Below are 18,872 nucleotides of genomic sequence, written 5' to 3'. Positions count from 1 at the left end.
CCACTCAACAGCATTATACTCTTATGCTCTTTATATAATCTAGCCATTTCATAATAACTGATAGTACCAAGGGCACTAGTCATCAATTATTTACTGGCTCTCCACAACCTTTTCACACAATTGGTTTTACAGGGTTAAAAGCAAAGTTTTTATATGATTACTGAGAAAACTCGATTGGCTTTTTCAGGTGCCCATATAACTTAAGAGTAAACAGATTATGATTAAATATGTTATGGCAACTTTTGAAACAAATACCGATCAGGTCATAACTATATCATAGTCAAGCAGGTTTCTTCTATAAGAAATACATACGTCAAACATTTGTCATCACCCTTTGTTAATTCTACATACATTAAGGGCACCATAATTATGTTACCTTACATTTCTGAACATTCAATTAATGTAAAACAGCTTCACCATGATTAAAGCAACCGGGGCAGAACTATCAGGCCATCGCTGTCAGTTTACTGTCTGGGCTCCGTTCCGGAAAAGTGTGGATGTAGAATTTGAGGCTCCTGACCATAAAGCAGTACATTTGGAAAAGGATAAGTACGGCTACTGGAGCAAAGAAGTCGCCAATATTATGGCAGGTACCAAATACCGATTCATCCTTGATGGTATAAAACCCTACCCCGATCCTGCATCAAAAGCTCAACCCGACGGTGTGCATTCCTGGTCGGCTGTAGTAGATGAACATAACTATGTATGGGGCGATTCAACATGGAATGGTGTTGCCTTAAAAGACCTGATCATATATGAGATCCATATCGGTACTTTTACCGATGAAGGAACATTTGAGGCAGCCATACTCAAACTTGACCACCTGCTGGAACTCGGTATAAATGCCATTGAGGTTATGCCCGTTGCACAATTTCCAGGGAGCAGAAATTGGGGTTATGACGGTGTGTACCCTTATGCCGTACAAAACAGTTACGGTGGTGGTACAGGTTTAAAAACATTTGTAGATGCCTGCCACCAAAAGAATATTGCAGTAATTCTTGATGTAGTTTATAACCATATGGGGCCGGAAGGGAATTATCTGGCCGAATATGGCCCTTATTTCACTGGCAAATACTCAACACCATGGGGCAAGGCATTAAACTTTGATGATGCCTATAGTGATCACGTAAAAGCATATTTCTTGAGAAATGCCCTCATGTGGCTGGATGATTATCATATTGATGGTTTAAGGCTAGATGCTGTTCACTCTATAATTGACCATAGTGCATATCACTTCCTGAAAGAACTGCGGCAAAGTATCGATGAACTACAGATAAAAAACAGGAGAAGATATTTCTTAATAGCCGAAAGTGAACTGAACGATGTCAGGATATTGGAGCCCTATGAAAAAGGAGGTTATGGTCTGGATGCTCAATGGACAGACGATTTCCACCATGCTGTACATGCCCTGGCTACTGGTGAAAAAGATGGATATTACCAGGACTACGGAAAGATCAATCACCTGGCTAAAGCTTTCAGACAAGGTTTCGTTTATGATGGGGAATATTCCTCTTTCAGAAAAAAAACGGTTGGGAACAGCCCTCAATCAATGGCCTCAAGTCGATTTATAGTTTGTATTCAAAACCATGACCAGATAGGTAATAGAATGCTGGGGGAAAGAGTTGCCGGACTCGTTTCATTTGAAATGCTGAAGCTAATGGCAGGCATTATGCTTGTATCGCCTTACGTACCCATGCTATTCATGGGAGAAGAATACGGAGAAAACCACCCTTTTCAATACTTTATCCATCATGGAGACTCTGATTTAGCTGAGGCCGTAAGAAAGGGCCGCTCCAAGGCGTTTAAGGCCTTAAAATCGAAAAGGAAGATGCCAGACCCTCAGGCTAAGGAAACCTATAACCACTCAAAACTCAAATGGAATTTCCATCAGCATCCGGAGCAGCGTGCATTATTTACTTACTATCAATATCTGATATCGCTGCGCAAACAGGGTCTGTTCTCTGTCTTCTTTAAAAGACACCTGGATACAGAAGTTCATGAGCAGCAAAAACTGCTGATGGTGAGATCAAAAGATGCCCGTCCTGGCATTGGTATCCTGCTGGTAGTATTTAACTTTAGTAAGGAACCGCAGTATGTTAACACACCTGGCTTCACGGAAATGTGGTACAAGGTATGTTCATCATCCGACGAACACTGGCGAGGAAAAGGGTGCACGAGTAAAGTCCTTCTTCAGAAAGGTGAGCGTATTACTGTAGCCCCGGAATCAATGATACTCTACAAGAGTGAAAATTCATAGCCCAATGAGCGATATAAAAAAATACTTGTGTATACACGGCCATTTCTACCAGCCCCCCAGGGAAAACCCGTGGCTAAACAAGGTAGAAATACAAGACTCAGCTTATCCTTACCATGACTGGAATCATAGGATCAACGCTGAATGTTATGCAAGAAACTCTGCATCGAGAATACTGAATGAAGAGGGTAAGGTGGTGGATATTATTAACAACTATGCCTGGATGAGCTTCAATATGGGCCCCACGCTTCTGGCCTGGATGCAAAATGAGGCACCGGAAACCTATGCTGCCATTCTTCAGGCTGATAAAGACAGTATAGCAAATTTCTCAGGGCATGGCTCAGCACTAGCCCAGGCATATAACCACATGATCATGCCACTCGCCAACCAACGAGATAAAGAAACGCAGATAATTTGGGGTATAGAGGATTTCAGGTCGAGATTTGATCGTGAGCCTGAAGGCATGTGGCTGGGTGAAACAGCGGTAAATACAGAAACACTAGAAGTGTTGGCAGCACACCATATCAAATTCACCATACTTTCGCCGCGTCAAGCCAAAAGGTTCAGGAAAATTGGAGCAACGGAATGGAAAGATAGGGCTGGTACCAAGATCAATTCCAGGAACTCATACATATGTTACCTGCCTTCCGGCAATAGCATAGCCCTTTTTTTTTATGATGCTTCGGCATCCCAGGCAGTGGCTTTCGAAGGCCTGCTCAACAATGGTGAAGATTTTGCCTCCCGGCTACTAGGCAGGTTTAATGATGAAAACACCCCTCAACTTGTGCATATAGCCACTGATGGCGAAAGCTATGGTCACCACCACCACCTGGGAGAAATGGCATTGTCTTATGGCTTAAACTTTATTAACAAAGACAGGTCGGTTGAGCTTACGGTGTATGGCGAATATCTTGAGAAGTTCCCACCCCGGCATGAAGTAGAAATACTCGAAAACACATCGTGGAGCTGTGTACATGGTGTGGAGCGCTGGAACTCAAACTGTGGATGCAATACGGGCGGGCATCAGGACTGGACACAAGAGTGGCGCAGACCGCTTAGAAAGGCCTTCGATTGGGTAAGGGAGCACACCATAGCACTTTATGAAAAGGAGCTTACTACATACACCACTACCCCTTGGGATGTGAGAAATAAATACATTTGCGTTGTCCTCGATCGATCGGAAGCCAACGTATCAATTTTCCTTAAAAAGCATTTTGGAAGCAATCTCGATAAAAAGGATAAAATCAAACTGCTGAAATTACTGGAAATGCAATATCACTCCATGCTCATGTATACCAGCTGTGGCTGGTTTTTCGATGAGGTAACCGGCATTGAATCCATGCAGGATATCTTCTATGCTGCCCGCGCAGTACAACTGGCAGAAGAGATAAGTGGGCAGCCCTATGAAAAAGACTTTATTGCCCTGTTGGAAAAAATTCCCAGTAACATCCGTGAATATGGCAATGCTGCGGCCGCTTATAATAAGCATGTAAAACCTATGATTGTAGATATGCTTCGTGTTGGTGCCCACTTTGCTGTATCCTCTGTTTTTGAAGAGTTTCCCGATGAGACTATCTTATACAGTTTTAGCGCAAACTCCAAAAGCAAATACTACTATGAGGCGGGTAAACAAAAGCTCGTGATAGGCCGCACTTGCTTCAGATCAAATATTACCTGGGAAGAAATTGATATCTCATATGCAGTAGTGCATATGGGGGAACACAATCTTTTCGGTGGAGCAAGGCCTTACCTGGGAAGTGAGTCGCTTGAAGAGCTGCACACTAATATTGTAGATGCTTTTCAGAAAAACAGGTTATATGAACTCTTTAACCTCCTTGATAAATACTTTGGAAGCCACAGTTACTCGTTTTGGCATCTCTTTCGTGACGAACAGCGCCAGATCATGGAGTTAGTTATGGAAAATACACTAAAGAATGCAGAAGGCACAATTTATCAACTTTATGAAAATAACTACCAACTCTTGCAGGTATTTGATGAGATCAATATGGCTGTGCCCAAGCAATTAAAGCTCCCCATAGACTTAGCCATCAATACGAAGCTCATTGGCATGTTTGAAACTGAAGAGATTAACCTAAAAACATTGGGAAACCTGCTCGATGTAACTAAAAGAATTTCTGTTGAGCTCGATACTGTTACCTTAAACTACCTCGCTAATGAAAGGGTCAGGACATTAGTTGACAAACTGGCCATAGACCCTAGTGACAATGAATTACTACAATACATAGTAGACTTTTTAAGGCTGATCAAAAAAGGGGATATGAAAACAGAGTTTTGGGAAGCTCAAAATACCGCCTTTCTAATCAAGGCAGATATTTATGAAATTTATATGGAACGTTGCAAAAAGGGTAATAACCCTGATGCAGAAAAGTGGTGTCAGCTCTTTGATGCCTTATATAAAAATTTAAACCTGGTGGTGTAGCATAAGATGAACATACCAGCTTCCACATATAGAGTGCAACTATCCTCAGCCTTTCCTTTTAAGGCTCTAAAGAAAATTGTGGCCTATCTGGATGAAATGAACATCTCAACAATATATGCCTCTCCAGTATTCCAGGCCCGAAAAGGCAGCTCCCATGGATATGACGTTACTAACCCGCTAAAGATCAATAAAGAAATAGGAACACTGGAAGAGCTTCAGGAAATAAGCGAGGATCTCAGGTACAGAGGTATGTCATGGCTGCAGGACATAGTACCTAACCATATGGCCTATGACAGTAGTAATACCTGGCTATGCGATGTCCTTGAAAATGGCTCAGCCTCTCCATATTATGAGTTCTTTGATATTAACTGGAAAGATCAGAAAACAGGAGAGAGGGTAATGGCCCCATTTTTAGGAGAAGCCCTGGAAGATGTAGTCCAAAAAGGTGAATTAACAATCAGGTATGACAAAGACACTTTCAACTTTTACTATTTCGACAACAGATACCCTGTCAGTATCAAGTCTTACCCACAGATCATTTCAATTATCCAAAGTATTATCGAAAAGCGATTGTCTCGACACAACAGGACGTACAATCACTTAGAAGACATTGCAAAAGGCATTGAAAATACTTCTTCAAATGTGAGTAACTGGCAGCAATATAAGGTTGAACTTCATCAGCTTTTTGAACAGGATGAGGAACTAAGAGATTCAGTAATAACTGCAACAGAAATCATAAGTTCATCCCGCGAACTCCTCCTGGAACTGCTTAGCCACCAGCATTTCCAATTACTTTACTCGAAAAACACTGAAAAGGAAATCAATTACAGGCGTTTCTTTACTATCAATGACCTGATTTGCCTGAAAATGGAAGAGACGGAGGTATTTGACACATATCATCAGCTCATCAAGAAATTATGCCATAATGAATTATTTAATGGCCTGAGAATAGACCATATAGATGGTCTGTTTGACCCGGAAACCTATCTTAACCGTTTAAGAAAACTAGTTGGACCAAAGCAATATATCATCATTGAAAAAATACTGGGATGGGAAGAAGCACTACCTGACCTGTGGCCCATTCAAGGCACAAGCGGTTATGGCTTCCTTGCCTTAGTCAACCAACTCTATACAGACATTAATGGTGAGCAAAAGTTTACCAATGCTTATCAATCCATTAACCCGGGTAAAGAATCTTATGAGAAGCTCGTTTATAACAAGAAGCTCTTCATTTTAAAAGAAAGAATGGCCGGAGAATTAAGTAACCTATATGACTTGATGCTACAGCTTGGTTTTCTTAAACCTAGCCAGAAAAGAGAAGTATGGGCCGAGGCATTGGCCAGTTTCATAGCAGCATTCCCGGTTTACAGAATCTATCCCAAAACATTCCCACTTTCCAGCAGGCAAATAGACATCATTGAAGAGGCCTATGAAACGGCTTTAACCGGACAGCCTTCATTACGCAAAGAGCTGGACTACATCCGCAACATTTTCTATGGCAATTCTGATCAGCCTGTAGCTTCAGCCCTGTGTTTCTTGCAAAGGTGTCAGCAATATACCGGACCTCTGGCAGCTAAAGGTGTTGAGGATACCATCTTTTATATTTACAACCGGCTCATTTCTCATAATGAGGTAGGGGATTCCCCTCGTCACTTTGGCATAGTTCCCACCACATTTCACAAAAGGATGATCCAACGAGAAAAGCATGCCCCTTTATCAATCAATGCTACTGCTACTCATGATACCAAGCGAGGGGAGGATGCTCGCATGCGGATTAATACCCTAAGTGAAATACCAGATGAATGGTTTGCCAAGGTCAATGAATGGAGACACTTAAACAACTCCTTCAAAAGCAAACCGGGCATACCCGATTACAATGAAGAATACTTCATCTACCAAACATTGATAGGTGCCCTTCCTCAGACAGAGGTCTCCAAAGAAAGTTTCGAACAACGTACTAAAGATTATATCCGAAAAGTACTTAGGGAAGCCAAAGTCCATACCAACTGGTCTGAACCAGATGAAGCATATGAAGAAGCTGTTTTTAACTTTATATCTTCTATCCTAGAAAGCCAGGGTTTCATGGCGTCATTTAAACCCTTTAGCCGCAAAACAGCATTTTGGGGAGCTATTCATTCTTTAGGACAATGCTTGATCAAAACCACTGCACCAGGCATACCCGATATCTATCAGGGCACCGAGTTATGGGACCTCTCCTATGTAGACCCTGACAACCGTCGACCTGTTGACTATGACCTAAGGGTTCAGATATTGCGAGAAACAAAAGAGAATGAAAATAACCCCCGGTACTTCCATAAGCTCCTTGAAAATATGAGTGATGGCCGGATAAAAATGTTTACACTTTTCAGAGCCCTGCGAGAACGAAGGCTAAACCAGAAAGTATTTGACTTTGGTGAATACTTACCTTTAGAGATAACAGGAAGGTTAAAGGATCATGTTATCAGCTACGCCAGAAGACTTCATACCGATTGGTATATTGTTATAATTCCCAAATGTATAGCTACTTTTTGCAACGATCTAAGCATACCTGTTGGTGTATCTATCTGGCACGATACATCGATCATGATACCCAAAGAAGCTCCTCGATCCTTAACTAATATCTTCACCGGTGGCCAACTAGATATAAATGCTAAACTTTATATGCATGAAGGTCTTTCAAAGTTTCCTGTTGCCATGCTAAAAGGTTCCAATGATAGCTGATTTAAGAAAATTTAATTCACTTAACAAAACTCACGAGAGATAAGTCTGTTCAAAGTTTGCTATGAGGCGAGTAAGCTTCTTCAATTGTACTTCAGGAGTAAACTGTTCAGCCACCTGGCGTGCCTGAACCTTTGCTTCCTGCAAAAGCTGACGATCATGGATGTACGGTTCAACCTGATCCAAAAATGTCAATGGCGATTCGGGCAGGTAGCTGAAACCACACGAGTACTTTGCTAACAACCTTCCTATCCACCCTCTAAAATTTATTATGATCAATTTACCTGCTGCCAACCCATCAAAAAATTTGTTTGGACTACCTGTAGCCAGTACGGGTGTATTTCTGAACGAAATAAACAAAGCATCAGACACATTGAGCACCTCCTTTACACCTTCTTTATTCAAAAAATCTATGAACGTAATATTATCTAACCGGCGGGCTAATGCTTGCTTTCTGATAGCTGTCCAACGAGCACCTGAACCAGCAACAATAAAGTGAATATTCTTTTCATGCTTTTGAGCCAAACTGGCAACATCGAGCAAGTATTCAAGCTGATTTGCCATGCCCACCGTACCTGTATAAGCCACGACAAACTTGCCCCCTACATTGTACTTCTTTAAAAGGTCTTCCCTCTTTGGTGCTAAACTGAAAAACTGAGTATCAGCAAAATTGGTTATTACCTCCACATCACTGCCCGGTAACTTTTGCTCGATAGCGTTTTTTATATCAGGGGATAAGGCTATCAACTGACATGCATTTTCATAACTTGTTTTTTCAAGCTTATAGGCCAATTTCTTTAACAGCGCGTTTTTCAATACGCCGAGACTTACTGGAGCATCGGGCCAAAGATCACCTACTTCAAAAAAGTAAGGAGTGCCAAACCTGCGCTTGGCAAACAGTGCAATCAAGCCCGTGGTAAGTGGAGTAGTGATCACATAGTTGAGGTCAACTGGCTGCATCTTTTTTAAAAGTTTGATAGATTTCCTAACAAACCTGTAAAAAGCATGTATTCGGCTTAAAAAACTTAAATGATTAGTATAGTATACGGGCAAGTAATGTACAGTTACCCGGCCGTTTTGTTTTATCTGGTATTCCTTTTCATTATAAGCAGTAATTACATCGACTTCATGCCCTAAAGCTGCCAGGTGCTCTGCGATATAGTACGAACGTATGGCACCCCCTTGTTGCGGGGTCTTGTAATACTGATGAATGATAACAATTTTCATAGGCCCTCAGCCCTGAATATAATTCTTCTCAAAATACCTGCAGAAATGTGCAATCTTACACTCCTCACACTTTGGTTTTCGAGCAAGGCAAACGTACCGGCCATGTAAAATAAGCCAGTGATGTGCTCGTGCAATATATTCTTCTGGAATATTCTTTACCAATTGTTTCTCCACTTCAAGGGGAGTTTTGGCATTTTGGTTAACCAGTCCCAGCCTTTTAGATACTCGAAAAACATGTGTATCTACCGCCATGGTCGGCTGGTTATAGATCACAGAGGCTATTACATTAGCTGTTTTTCTTCCTACCCCTGGCAGCTTTTGAAGCTCCTTAAGGTCAGCCGGAACTTCTGATTTAAAATCCTCTACGAGCATTTTGGCCATGCCTAAGAGGTGCTTGGTCTTATTATTGGGATAGGAAACTGATCGTATGTAAGGAAAAAGTTCATCAAAGTGACTGGCTGCAAGGTGTTCCGGCGTAGGAAAATCCTTAAAAAGCGCAGGCGTAACCTGGTTGATTCGCTTATCTGTACATTGTGCACTCAATATTACAGCTATAAGCAATTCATACGGATTACCATAGTTTAACTCGGTTTCCGCATCAGGCTGATGAGTGGTGAAATATTCTACAAACTTTTCAAATCTTTCTTTTCGCTGCATTCCATCATTTGTTGGAGAGCAAATTTAAAGATTTTGAGTAATTAAGAATACTTTCTGTCACCTTATCCGAAGGAGACTTCATACTTTGATCCAATTGTCTTTTGATGGCAATAAGTTCTTTGTACAGGTCTTGAAGTTCAGAATCACAGATGATCGCTTGTTTTAACTCTTCACGATCCTCTCCGGAAATTTCGTCATAAACATACCTGATTACATCATCTTGGGTAAATGTCTTGGTCATAGGCAATATTATATTGTTTCATTTTTTTCCTCAGGTTAATGAGGGCATATCGCATTCTTCCCAAAGCAGTATTAATGCTTACTCCTGTATTTTCAGCTATCTCCTGAAAACTCATCTCCATGTAATGCCTCATTATCAATACCTCTTTCTGTGCCTCAGGTAACTCTTGTATCAGATCCCTTAGCTTAGAATGTGTATCATTTTTTATTTGAACAGATTCAACTGAATCCTCTGCAAATTCTAATGCATTGAAGACTTTGCTACCATCTTCAAGAATCATAGTGGGATACCTCTTCTCCTTCCTGAAATAATCTATAGAAAGGTTATGAGCTATCCTGGTAATCCAAGGCAGAAACTTACCTTCTTCATTATACCTGCCTCCTTTGATCGTGTTAATTGCTTTCACAAAGGTCTCTTGAAGGAGATCTTCAGCCACATAATTATCCTTTACAATGAGGTAAATAGTTGTATAGATGCGAGCCTTATGCCGCTTAAGCAACTGTTCGAATGCCTCTTCGCTACCTTGTTTGTAAAGTGATACCAACTTGCTATCACTGATCTTATAATTCTCCATTAAATGTTACAATTTAGTTAACGTAGAGGTCTATATCATATTGTTGCCTGGGGTTTAATTTTTGAATGGTTTTTTTCAGGAATTTCAAATGTAAAAAATTAAACAAGTAACATGCAAAAATTTCAACCAATAAATTTTTCTTCCTTCGTCGCTTAGTGACATCCCTAATTTATATGCAAAATCAAAAAATTTTCAGAATAATATTTTATTGAATGTTAAATCTTTTATTACTTTTCCACTTATAACAAAACAGCTAAATGAAGGTTAATAACTCAAATGGAAAAGAAGAGAGTAATCAAAAGTCTTGAGAACTTAGATCCGACTTTAAAAACCCTGCTAAAAAAGAAATATCCAGATGGTTTTGAAAGCAATCTGATGCGTTTAACCAACGCAAAAAACGAACCATTCTTTGTTGTCCCTCTGGAAACAGATGACACAACGTACCTAGTCAAAATCGCCGTTACGAAAAACAGCGAAGGTGAATATGACCTGGAAGTAGATGAGGAAGATAACATGGATGATGATGACGATCTTGATGTAGGGGATGATTATGATCCCGACTTCGAAGGTTAACATCTAAATTGCAGGACTTGGTCAGGTTGGCAAACGGCGCTTTGCCAGAGCATGGCTCGTTTACCAACCTACTTGTGCATATAAGATGATGTGTACTAACTAAATTATAGCCCTTCCAAAATCTGTTAATTTGCTCCTGCTCAATTTTTTTACTAACTGTTGTGTAACATTCTTTATCTGTTAATTGTATAGTATCTTTGCCAACCACTATGCAAGACGCCAAAACAGAAAAACTCTTAGATACGCTGGACCCCAAGGAGCACATAATCATCAAACGTGCCAGGGTTAATAACCTCAAAAACCTCAGCGTCGCCATACCGAGAAACAAACTCGTGGTAGTTACCGGGCTTTCGGGCTCAGGTAAATCTTCTTTAGCTTTCGATACCCTGTTTGCCGAAGGCCAGCGCATGTATGTTGAAAGCCTGAGCTCCTATGCCCGACAGTTTTTGGGTAGAATGGAAAAACCTGAAGTAGATTATATTCGTGGGGTTTCTCCAGCCATAGCCATAGAACAAAAAGTAAACACCAGAAACCCGAGATCAACGGTGGGTACAACCACTGAGATCTATGATTATCTGAAGCTTCTGTTTGCCCGTGTAGGTGTTACATATTCGCCAGTCAGTGGCCAAATAGTATCAAAAGATACCGTTTCCGATGTTGTAAAGTTTATTAACCAACACGAGGAAGGTACCAAAGTAATGGTTACCTGTCCGCTAAAACTCCATAGGGAGAGAACTATTGAACAGGAGCTTAAAGTGCTCCTAAGCAAGGGTTATACGCGTATAATGCGGAATGAAGAGGTTGTTTTTATAGAAGAACAGCTGGAAAATGCAAGTGACCTGGGAGAAGCCCCTCAACTCGAAATACTTATTGACCGAGCTGTAGTGAAGCCAGAGGATGAAGATACTCAGTTCCGACTTGCCGACTCAGTGCAGACAGCATACTTCGAAGGGATTGGAGATTGTTATATACACATTATAGGAAAGGGAAAAAGTGAATTTTCGGATCGGTTTGAGGCAGATGGCATGCACTTTCATGAGCCTAATGTCAATTTTTTTAGCTTCAACAACCCTTATGGCGCTTGCAGAACATGTGAGGGTTTTGGCAAAGTTTTAGGTATTGATCCAGATCTGGTAATTCCTGATAAAAGTTTATCCGTCTATGAAGGTGCAATTGCCCCTTGGAGAAGTGAGACAATGAAAAAATGGCTCACGCCTTTACTAAAGGATGGCATACGATTCGACTTTCCTATCCACAGGCAGTATAGCGAGCTTAACGAAAAGGAAAAAGAAGTTTTATGGACAGGAAATGAATATTTCAAAGGCCTTAACCAGTTTTTTAAGCATCTTGAAACTAAGACCCATAAAATTCAATACCGGGTGCTTCTTTCCAGGTACCGTGGTCGCACCACCTGCCCCGACTGCCGCGGAACACGGTTAAGAAAGGATGCCTCATATGTTAAGATCAACGAAAAATCAATTACTGACCTGGTGCTGATGCCTATAGAGCGGATAATTGAATTTTTTGATAATATAAAACTCACCGAACATGAGGAAGCTATTGCCAAAAGACTCCTGAAAGAAATCAATAATCGCCTCTCGTACATTAACAGAGTTGGTCTTGGATACCTTACGTTAAACAGAATGACAGCCACTTTATCGGGAGGAGAATTTCAAAGGATAAAACTCGCCACCTCACTGGGTAGTGCTCTGGTAGGCTCAATGTATATACTTGACGAACCAAGTATTGGCCTCCACCCTCGTGATACCAAAAGGCTGGTAGGTGTACTTGAATCATTGCGAAACATGGGTAATAGTGTGATTGTGGTAGAACATGAGGAAGAAGTGATGAAAGCCGCAGACCAAATCATCGATATCGGCCCGGATGCAGGTATCCATGGTGGAGAGCTTGTATTTCAAGGGAAAATTTCAGACCTGGATACTTCTGACTCCTACACTGCCAAGTACCTGTTGGGCAAAGAGCAAATACCCATTCCTACTCATCGAAGGAAATGGAAAGATTCTATTAAAATATCAGGGGCTATAGAAAACAACCTGAAAAATATAAGTGTGCAGTTTCCTCTCGGTATACTGACGGTTATTACTGGTGTTAGTGGATCTGGGAAATCTACTTTGGTCAAGAAGATCCTTTACCCTGGTGTAGGGAAGATTTTGGGCTCCGTATCTGAGGCCACTGGTAAATTTGACAAGCTGGATGGGGATTACGAAAAAGTCACCCAAATAGAATTTGTTGACCAAAACCCTATTGGTAAATCATCACGATCCAACCCGGTAACCTATGTCAAGGCTTATGATGCCATACGTCAATTATTCGCAGAGCAGGCATTGGCAAAACAAAGAGGCTATAAACCTTCTCATTTTTCGTTTAATGTGGATGGAGGCCGTTGTGAAACCTGTCAGGGAGAAGGTGTAGTGAAAATTGAAATGCAGTTTATGGCAGACATTTTCCTTACCTGTGAAAGCTGCAAGGGAAAAAGGTTCAAACAGGAGATCCTGGATATAGAGTATAATGGCAAAAATATAGCTGAGGTACTCGAACTCACAGTGGAGGAAAGCCTTGAGTTCTTTACAAACAAGGCACCAATACTCAATAAACTTCAACCACTATTTGACGTAGGGTTGGGTTATATCGGCTTAGGACAATCTTCGAATTCGTTAAGTGGTGGAGAAGCTCAAAGGGTTAAACTGGCATCGTATCTTGGGAAAAACTCGAAAGACAGTAAAGATCATATTCTGTTCATTTTCGATGAACCCACTACAGGTCTCCATTTTCATGACATTACCAAACTCTTATACTCCATTAATGCACTGGTTGATCAGGGCCATAGTGTTATAATCATTGAGCACAATATGGAAGTGATCAAATCTGCAGACTGGATCATTGACTTAGGACCCGAGGGTGGAGAACGCGGTGGTAATGTTTGTTTCGCAGGTGTTCCTGAAGACATGATTAAACTTCAAAACAATCATACGGCAGATTTTTTAAAGGAGAAAATTTAGTAAACCCCATCTGCTAATTCTACGTGTAGGCATACAATCACTTTTATATACAAGAGTTTTTGTTATGATTACCTGTTCAAAATCTCTCTTTTATAATCAGTGAGAGCAATAGATAAATACCATACATCTTAATACCAAAGGCAATCAAAAGATGGCTCAGAAAACGTTTGCATTAAGCATAGTTATACTATATTTAAGAAATAATTAAACTTAATCCATGTCAGAATTACTCAATATTGTAAAAGAACGCAACCCCGGAGAACCAGAATTTCACCAGGCTGCCGAAGAAATAATAGAATCGGTAAAACCGGTTCTGGACAAAAACCCAGAATACAGGAAACATAAAATCCTGGAAAGAATGCTTGAGCCTGAACGTATTGTATCGTTTAGGGTCACCTGGATGGATGACAAGGGTGAAATTCAGGTTAACAGAGGCTACCGGGTACAAATGAATAGCGCCATAGGTCCTTACAAAGGAGGTTTGAGGTTTCACCCCTCGGTTTACCCCGGAATACTCAAGTTTCTTGCTTTCGAACAAGTATTTAAAAACGCGCTGACCGGCCTCCCCATGGGCGGAGGTAAAGGGGGCTCTGATTTCGACCCTAAAGGCAAATCTGAAAATGAAGTAATGAGGTTTTGTCAAAACTTCTTTGCTGAACTGACCAAACATGTAGGCCATAGAACTGACGTACCGGCTGGTGATATCGGCGTAGGAGGAAGAGAAATTGGCTATATGTTTGGTATGCACAAAAAACTAAGTAATGACTTCACTGGTGTACTCACCGGAAAAGGAGTCGGTTGGGGTGGTAGTTTAATGAGAACTGAAGCAACAGGTTATGGCTTGGTGTATTTTGCCGAGAATATGCTGAACCGCCTGAGTGATAGTATTAAAGGGAAAGTCTGCCTCATATCTGGTTCTGGTAACGTAGCTCAATATGCCATAGAAAAGATATTACACATGGGGGGCAAACCTGTTACTGCTTCAGATTCTTCAGGCTTTATTTATGATGAAGAGGGTATAACTCATGAAAAACTAGAGTTTATAAAAGACCTGAAAAATAACAAAAGAGGTCGTATCCATGAATATGCTGATAAATACAAGACAGCAAAATATACCAAAGACACTAATGGTGCATCTAACCCATTATGGGATATTAAAGCCGACTGTGCTTTCCCATGTGCGACCCAAAACGAGGTAAATGCTAAAGACGCGCAAAACATGGTTAAAAATGGGGTACAACTCATTGGTGAAGGAGCCAACATGCCGTTAACTATTGAAGCCATTAACATTGTAATAGATAATGGAGTGTTGTATTCTCCAGGAAAGGCTTCTAATGCAGGAGGTGTTGCAACATCGGGTATTGAAATGATGCAAAACTACCTGGGCTCGTATTGGCCTGCCGAAGAAGTGGATCATAGATTACAAAAAATAATGAAGGAAATTCATGATACTTCACTTATAGCAGCAAGACATTATGGGTTTGAAGGCAACTATATGGTGGGAGCAAATATTGCCGGCTTCACTAAAGTAGCTGATGCTATGATTGCACAGGGAATAGTATAAGGTTAAAAAAATAATATATTGAAAGCCCTGAAGAACCTCTTCGGGGCTTTTTATTTGAATTAATCCATATTCTTTCAGTACTTTAGGGTAAACTATAGGTGCGGCCGTGAAAAAGTTCTTTCTGATTCAACTCTTATTGCCCCTGTTCATATTTTGTGAAGCACAGGATGGAGATTTCTATCTTACACATTATTCCCCAACAGGTAGCCGAGTCGATAATGTTAATTTTGATATCGTTCAGGATCATCGAGGCATCATATGTATTGCAAATAGAGCAGGGATACTTACTTTCGATGGCAAAAATTGGGATTTTTCAAAAACACCCTCTGCTATATTCAGTCTTGCTATCAGTAAGGATAATGTTATTTATGCCGGGGGAAGAAATGGTTTTGGGCAATTGAACCGAGATGCAAACTTCGACTTATCCTACGTTTCCCTTTCTGATCCACTACCAGAAGCCAAGGATATCTTTACTATACTTATTCAAGGAAACAGCCTGTATGCCATCAATGAAACGCACATTTTTGTTTACAATATTGAAAATGGCAATTCAACCAAAATCTCTCCCAGGTATAGCGGTAAACTGATCAACCTCCTCTCTTTCGAGGGCAATGTTTATGTGACGACCACTAACAGTGGCATGCAAAGAATTGAGGGCACAAAACTGATGAACCCTACAAACCAAGCCATTAAAAACCTGGAACCCAACTTCATTTGTACCGGACCTGGTGGTAAAAATCACCTAATTAGCACCGTAGAGCACAAGTTGTATTTATATAGCCAAAACAAACTAAAGCCCATAAAAATTAGTAATGACCAGGGGTACTTGGCAGAAAGTGGCATTCAGGAGGGAATTTGGTTTAGTGACTCTTTAGCCGCCATTTCTACCTTAAAAGGTGGGATAGTGTTTATAGACCCTGTCAAAGGAGAAATTAAAGAGATCATTAACTATCAAACCGGACTTCCTGATGATGAGATTTTTGCACTTTCAATTGACCAAAACTTTGGTATTTGGGCTGCTCATGCTGTTGGCCTAACCAGAATTTCCCCTGCATTCCCTTTTAAGAACTTCAACCGCTACCCTGGCTTGAATGGTAAAATGTTATCCGCTAGAAACCATAAAGGGAAGCTGTATGTGGGCACGAGTTTGGGGGTTTATTTTCTTGATGAAGTCAGGAATTATAACGAGACCGTTCATTATGTTGAGGTGCCCGAAGCACCAAACAAAGAGGTTGAAGTAGCTACAGAAGAACCAGATAGCAAAAGTAGAGGTATTTTCTCTTTCTTAAAAAGAGACCGGGATAGAAAGGATAATGATATCAAGTCTTCGAAAAAATCGGAAAAGAGTAGCTCTCCTGTATTTCAGGCCCAGATTAAGCGTGAGCTTCAATCTATCAAATATAAATTCCAAAAGATTGAGGGCATAGAATCAAAAACTTTCCAATTTACTTCTGTTGGCAACCGATTATTTTGTGGAGGGCTTGACGGGCTATTTGAAATCACTAATGGCGAGGCAGTTCCCATCTCCAAACTTCCTATACGATATTTTTATATTTCTAAAAATCATGGTAAAATATTTACGAGCACATATACCGATGAACTGAAAGTTTTCGATTACTCATCAGAAGGGTTACCTGAATTAGAGGTTTTTGGTGATTATAAAGATTATGTTCAACATATTTTTGAGGACCATCAAAATCGTATCTGGTTTTGCAGCACTAACGACTTATATTGGATAAAACTCCGGGGTGATCAGATCACAGAGATGGACGAATACCATATAGAAAACCCATACTTCTATGAAACTTATGGTGCGGCTTCTGGCGACAGCATATTATTCATTAACGAATCAGGCATTTATACGGCCAGGGAATCTGATAAATCACTAGTAAAAATAAAGAGTACTTCCAATGTAGACAGATATCTGGCTGGAGCTGATGGAAAGGTTTGGATACATACAGACCAGAAGTGGTCAACTTTGGCTCAGGAAAAAACATCGCACAAACTAAATCTGCTTAGCCTTTTTAAAAATATAAATTACATCACTGCTGATAACAGCGAAGATTACTGGGTAATAACAGATAACAATGATCTCTACAAACTCACCGATCCTAACCAAAGTGCCATCCCAAATGGGTATGAGCTTTATCTGAAAGATATTAGAACAAACTCCGATGTACTGCCCCCGTCACCTAAGTTGGTATTTGACCAACAAAACAGTAACCTGATCTTTGAATTTGTTCAGCCAGAGTATTCAGGAGTGTTGGATATTCAATATTCTTATAAACTTGATGGCCTCAATACTCAATGGTCTGAATGGTCTTCCAACTATAATGAAATTAATTTTCCGTATTTGCCTGAAGGAGAATATACACTTAGAGTTAAATCGAGAAACACTTTAGGAAGGATTAATCAAGCCGCTCCGGTAACCTTCAAAGTTATTCCCCCATATTGGAAGAGGGCATGGTTTTATGCTCTTGAATTTTTAGCGCTGGCCCTTCTTTTGTTTATTTCGGTAAAACTTAAGAAGTTAGATAATAAATATCGACTGGTTAGCAAATTGCTGGCAGTGCTCACATTAATTATAATTATCGAGTTTATTCAAACCGTTGCTGAAAATGAGTTTGGCTCACAGAGTTCTCCGGTTCTTGATTTTATAATGCAGGTGTTAATTGCCTTGATAATTTTACCTTTTGAAGGTGTTTTGCGCAAATACATTTTTAAAGGAAATAATGTAAAAGTCTCAGACGTAATCAAAATCAGAAACAAACAAGTGAACCCAAAAACTAAATGAAGAAATTTGTATTCTTAGCCTTGTTGGCCATAACATTCGGTTGCACCTCCCCGAAAAAGCAAGCAGAACAGCAAACGGACCCGAATCCCGCTGCTGAAGGTTTTAATGAAACGGGTTCTGACCAAGAAGCAATTAGCCTGGCAGATAGCGTAATGGCAGCCATGGGTGGCAGGAAAAATTATGATGAGATCCGTTACATTGCGTGGAATTTCTTTGGTGCCAGAGATCTCATATGGGATAAATATACCGGCAGAGTAAGAATAGACGTCCCCTCCAGAAAAACATCATACCTTGTCAATATCAATACCCTGGAAGGGAAGATCATCAAAGACAGTAGCGAAATAACCAACCCGGACTCTCTTCAATTTTACTTAAAGCGAGCAAAAGATATCTGGATCAATGATTCCTACTGGCTGGTAATGCCTTTCAAACTAAAGGATAGTGGTGTTACTTTGAAATATAGCAGGGAAGATACCACTGCATCGGGCATAGTAGCTGATGTACTTACACTAACTTTTGAAAATGTAGGCTCAACCCCAAATAACAAATACGAAATTTATGTAGACAAAGCCGATCACCTGGTTAAACAATGGGCTTATTTTAAAGAGGCAAACCAGAAAACCCCTTCAGCAATATGGCCATGGGACAATTACAAGGAATATGACAAAGTTCTATTATCTGCTGACCGGTCTGACGGCAAGGGACCCCATAACGTCAGGGTCTTTCAGGTTTTGCCTGATGAAGTATTCACTTCTTTTGACAAACCCGCTCTTTAAGGATTAAATTGTCAGCGGTTAATAATCATCATAC

12 protein-coding genes are annotated in these 18,872 nt (G+C 40.5%); 8 read left to right on the top strand and 4 right to left on the bottom strand.

Annotated elements, in window-relative coordinates; translation table 11 throughout:
• Window positions 1-418: 418 nt before the first annotated feature.
• Genes treZ through treY form a run of 3 tightly spaced genes read left to right on the top strand, consistent with a single transcriptional unit; the run spans window position 419 to window position 7,415 of the window.
• Window positions 419-2,257, top strand: a complete 1,839-nt coding sequence (gene treZ / locus JMN32_RS14220) for a malto-oligosyltrehalose trehalohydrolase (protein ID WP_202857010.1) — start codon at window positions 419-421, stop codon at window positions 2,255-2,257.
• A gap of 4 nt (window positions 2,258-2,261) precedes the next feature.
• On the top strand, window positions 2,262-4,694 hold the full coding sequence (locus tag JMN32_RS14215) for a DUF3536 domain-containing protein (protein WP_202857009.1): 2,433 nt from the start codon (window positions 2,262-2,264) through the stop codon (window positions 4,692-4,694).
• Window positions 4,695-4,700: 6 nt separating this feature from the next.
• Window positions 4,701-7,415, top strand: a complete 2,715-nt coding sequence (treY, locus tag JMN32_RS14210) for a malto-oligosyltrehalose synthase (protein WP_202857008.1) — start codon at window positions 4,701-4,703, stop codon at window positions 7,413-7,415.
• A 30-nt stretch (window positions 7,416-7,445) separates the two neighbouring features.
• Here treY and JMN32_RS14205 read toward each other — a convergent pair whose 3' ends face one another.
• From JMN32_RS14205 to JMN32_RS14190, 4 genes are read right to left on the bottom strand one after another with little or no spacing between them, the layout of a single operon-like run.
• Window positions 7,446-8,639, bottom strand: a complete 1,194-nt coding sequence (locus JMN32_RS14205) for a glycosyltransferase family 4 protein (RefSeq protein ID WP_202857007.1) — start codon at window positions 8,637-8,639, stop codon at window positions 7,446-7,448.
• A 6-nt stretch (window positions 8,640-8,645) separates the two neighbouring features.
• Entirely contained in the window at window positions 8,646-9,296 is a 651-nt protein-coding gene (gene nth / locus JMN32_RS14200; protein WP_202857006.1) for an endonuclease III, read from the bottom strand.
• Between the two features lie 4 nt (window positions 9,297-9,300).
• Window positions 9,301-9,537 carry an anti-sigma factor gene (locus tag JMN32_RS14195; RefSeq protein WP_202857005.1) on the bottom strand — a complete coding sequence of 79 codons (237 nt, stop codon included), beginning with the start codon at window positions 9,535-9,537 and terminating at the stop codon, window positions 9,301-9,303.
• Window positions 9,512-10,111, bottom strand: a complete 600-nt coding sequence (locus JMN32_RS14190; RefSeq protein WP_202857004.1) for an RNA polymerase sigma factor — start codon at window positions 10,109-10,111, stop codon at window positions 9,512-9,514. The genes JMN32_RS14195 and JMN32_RS14190 overlap by 26 nt, the downstream gene beginning before the upstream one ends.
• 276 nt (window positions 10,112-10,387) lie before the next feature.
• Here JMN32_RS14190 and JMN32_RS14185 point away from each other — a divergent pair, with 276 nt between their 5' ends.
• The 5 genes from JMN32_RS14185 (at window position 10,388) to JMN32_RS14165 (ending at window position 18,838) form a co-directional block, all read left to right on the top strand.
• A complete protein-coding gene (locus JMN32_RS14185; RefSeq protein WP_202857003.1) occupies window positions 10,388-10,684 on the top strand; it encodes a hypothetical protein in 297 nt (98 codons plus the stop codon).
• A 209-nt stretch (window positions 10,685-10,893) separates the two neighbouring features.
• Window positions 10,894-13,704 (top strand): excinuclease ABC subunit UvrA, encoded by a 2,811-nt coding sequence (uvrA, locus tag JMN32_RS14180; protein ID WP_202857002.1) that lies wholly within the window; start codon window positions 10,894-10,896, stop codon window positions 13,702-13,704.
• Between the two features lie 217 nt (window positions 13,705-13,921).
• Window positions 13,922-15,268, top strand: coding sequence for an NADP-specific glutamate dehydrogenase (gdhA, locus tag JMN32_RS14175; RefSeq protein WP_202857001.1), 1,347 nt, complete (start codon window positions 13,922-13,924; stop codon window positions 15,266-15,268).
• A 106-nt stretch (window positions 15,269-15,374) separates the two neighbouring features.
• Entirely contained in the window at window positions 15,375-18,062 is a 2,688-nt protein-coding gene (locus JMN32_RS27645; RefSeq protein WP_202857000.1) for a triple tyrosine motif-containing protein, read from the top strand.
• Window positions 18,059-18,838 carry a hypothetical protein gene (locus JMN32_RS14165; RefSeq protein WP_202856999.1) on the top strand — a complete coding sequence of 260 codons (780 nt, stop codon included), beginning with the start codon at window positions 18,059-18,061 and terminating at the stop codon, window positions 18,836-18,838. The genes JMN32_RS27645 and JMN32_RS14165 overlap by 4 nt, the downstream gene beginning before the upstream one ends.
• The last annotated feature ends 34 nt before the right edge of the window (window positions 18,839-18,872 follow it).

The organism is Fulvivirga marina, assembly GCF_016775155.1.
Taxonomy (GTDB): Bacteria; Bacteroidota; Bacteroidia; order Cytophagales; family Cyclobacteriaceae; genus Fulvivirga; species Fulvivirga marina.
This window is presented reverse-complemented; position numbering and strand designations above follow the sequence as displayed.

Bases quoted from the DNA above. Each gene is read 5' to 3' on its own strand.
- treZ (WP_202857010.1), top strand. From the start codon at position 419: ATGATTAAAGCAACCGGGGCAGAACTATCAGGCCATCGCTGTCAGTTT.
- treY (WP_202857008.1), top strand. From the start codon at position 4,701: ATGAACATACCAGCTTCCACATATAGAGTGCAACTATCCTCAGCCTTT.
- JMN32_RS14190 (WP_202857004.1), bottom strand. From the start codon at position 10,111: ATGGAGAATTATAAGATCAGTGATAGCAAGTTGGTATCACTTTACAAA.
- nth (WP_202857006.1), bottom strand. From the start codon at position 9,296: ATGCAGCGAAAAGAAAGATTTGAAAAGTTTGTAGAATATTTCACCACT.
- JMN32_RS14195 (WP_202857005.1), bottom strand. From the start codon at position 9,537: ATGACCAAGACATTTACCCAAGATGATGTAATCAGGTATGTTTATGAC.
- JMN32_RS14205 (WP_202857007.1), bottom strand. From the start codon at position 8,639: ATGAAAATTGTTATCATTCATCAGTATTACAAGACCCCGCAACAAGGG.
- JMN32_RS14185 (WP_202857003.1), top strand. From the start codon at position 10,388: ATGGAAAAGAAGAGAGTAATCAAAAGTCTTGAGAACTTAGATCCGACT.
- uvrA (WP_202857002.1), top strand. From the start codon at position 10,894: ATGCAAGACGCCAAAACAGAAAAACTCTTAGATACGCTGGACCCCAAG.
- JMN32_RS14215 (WP_202857009.1), top strand. From the start codon at position 2,262: ATGAGCGATATAAAAAAATACTTGTGTATACACGGCCATTTCTACCAG.
- gdhA (WP_202857001.1), top strand. From the start codon at position 13,922: ATGTCAGAATTACTCAATATTGTAAAAGAACGCAACCCCGGAGAACCA.
- JMN32_RS14165 (WP_202856999.1), top strand. From the start codon at position 18,059: ATGAAGAAATTTGTATTCTTAGCCTTGTTGGCCATAACATTCGGTTGC.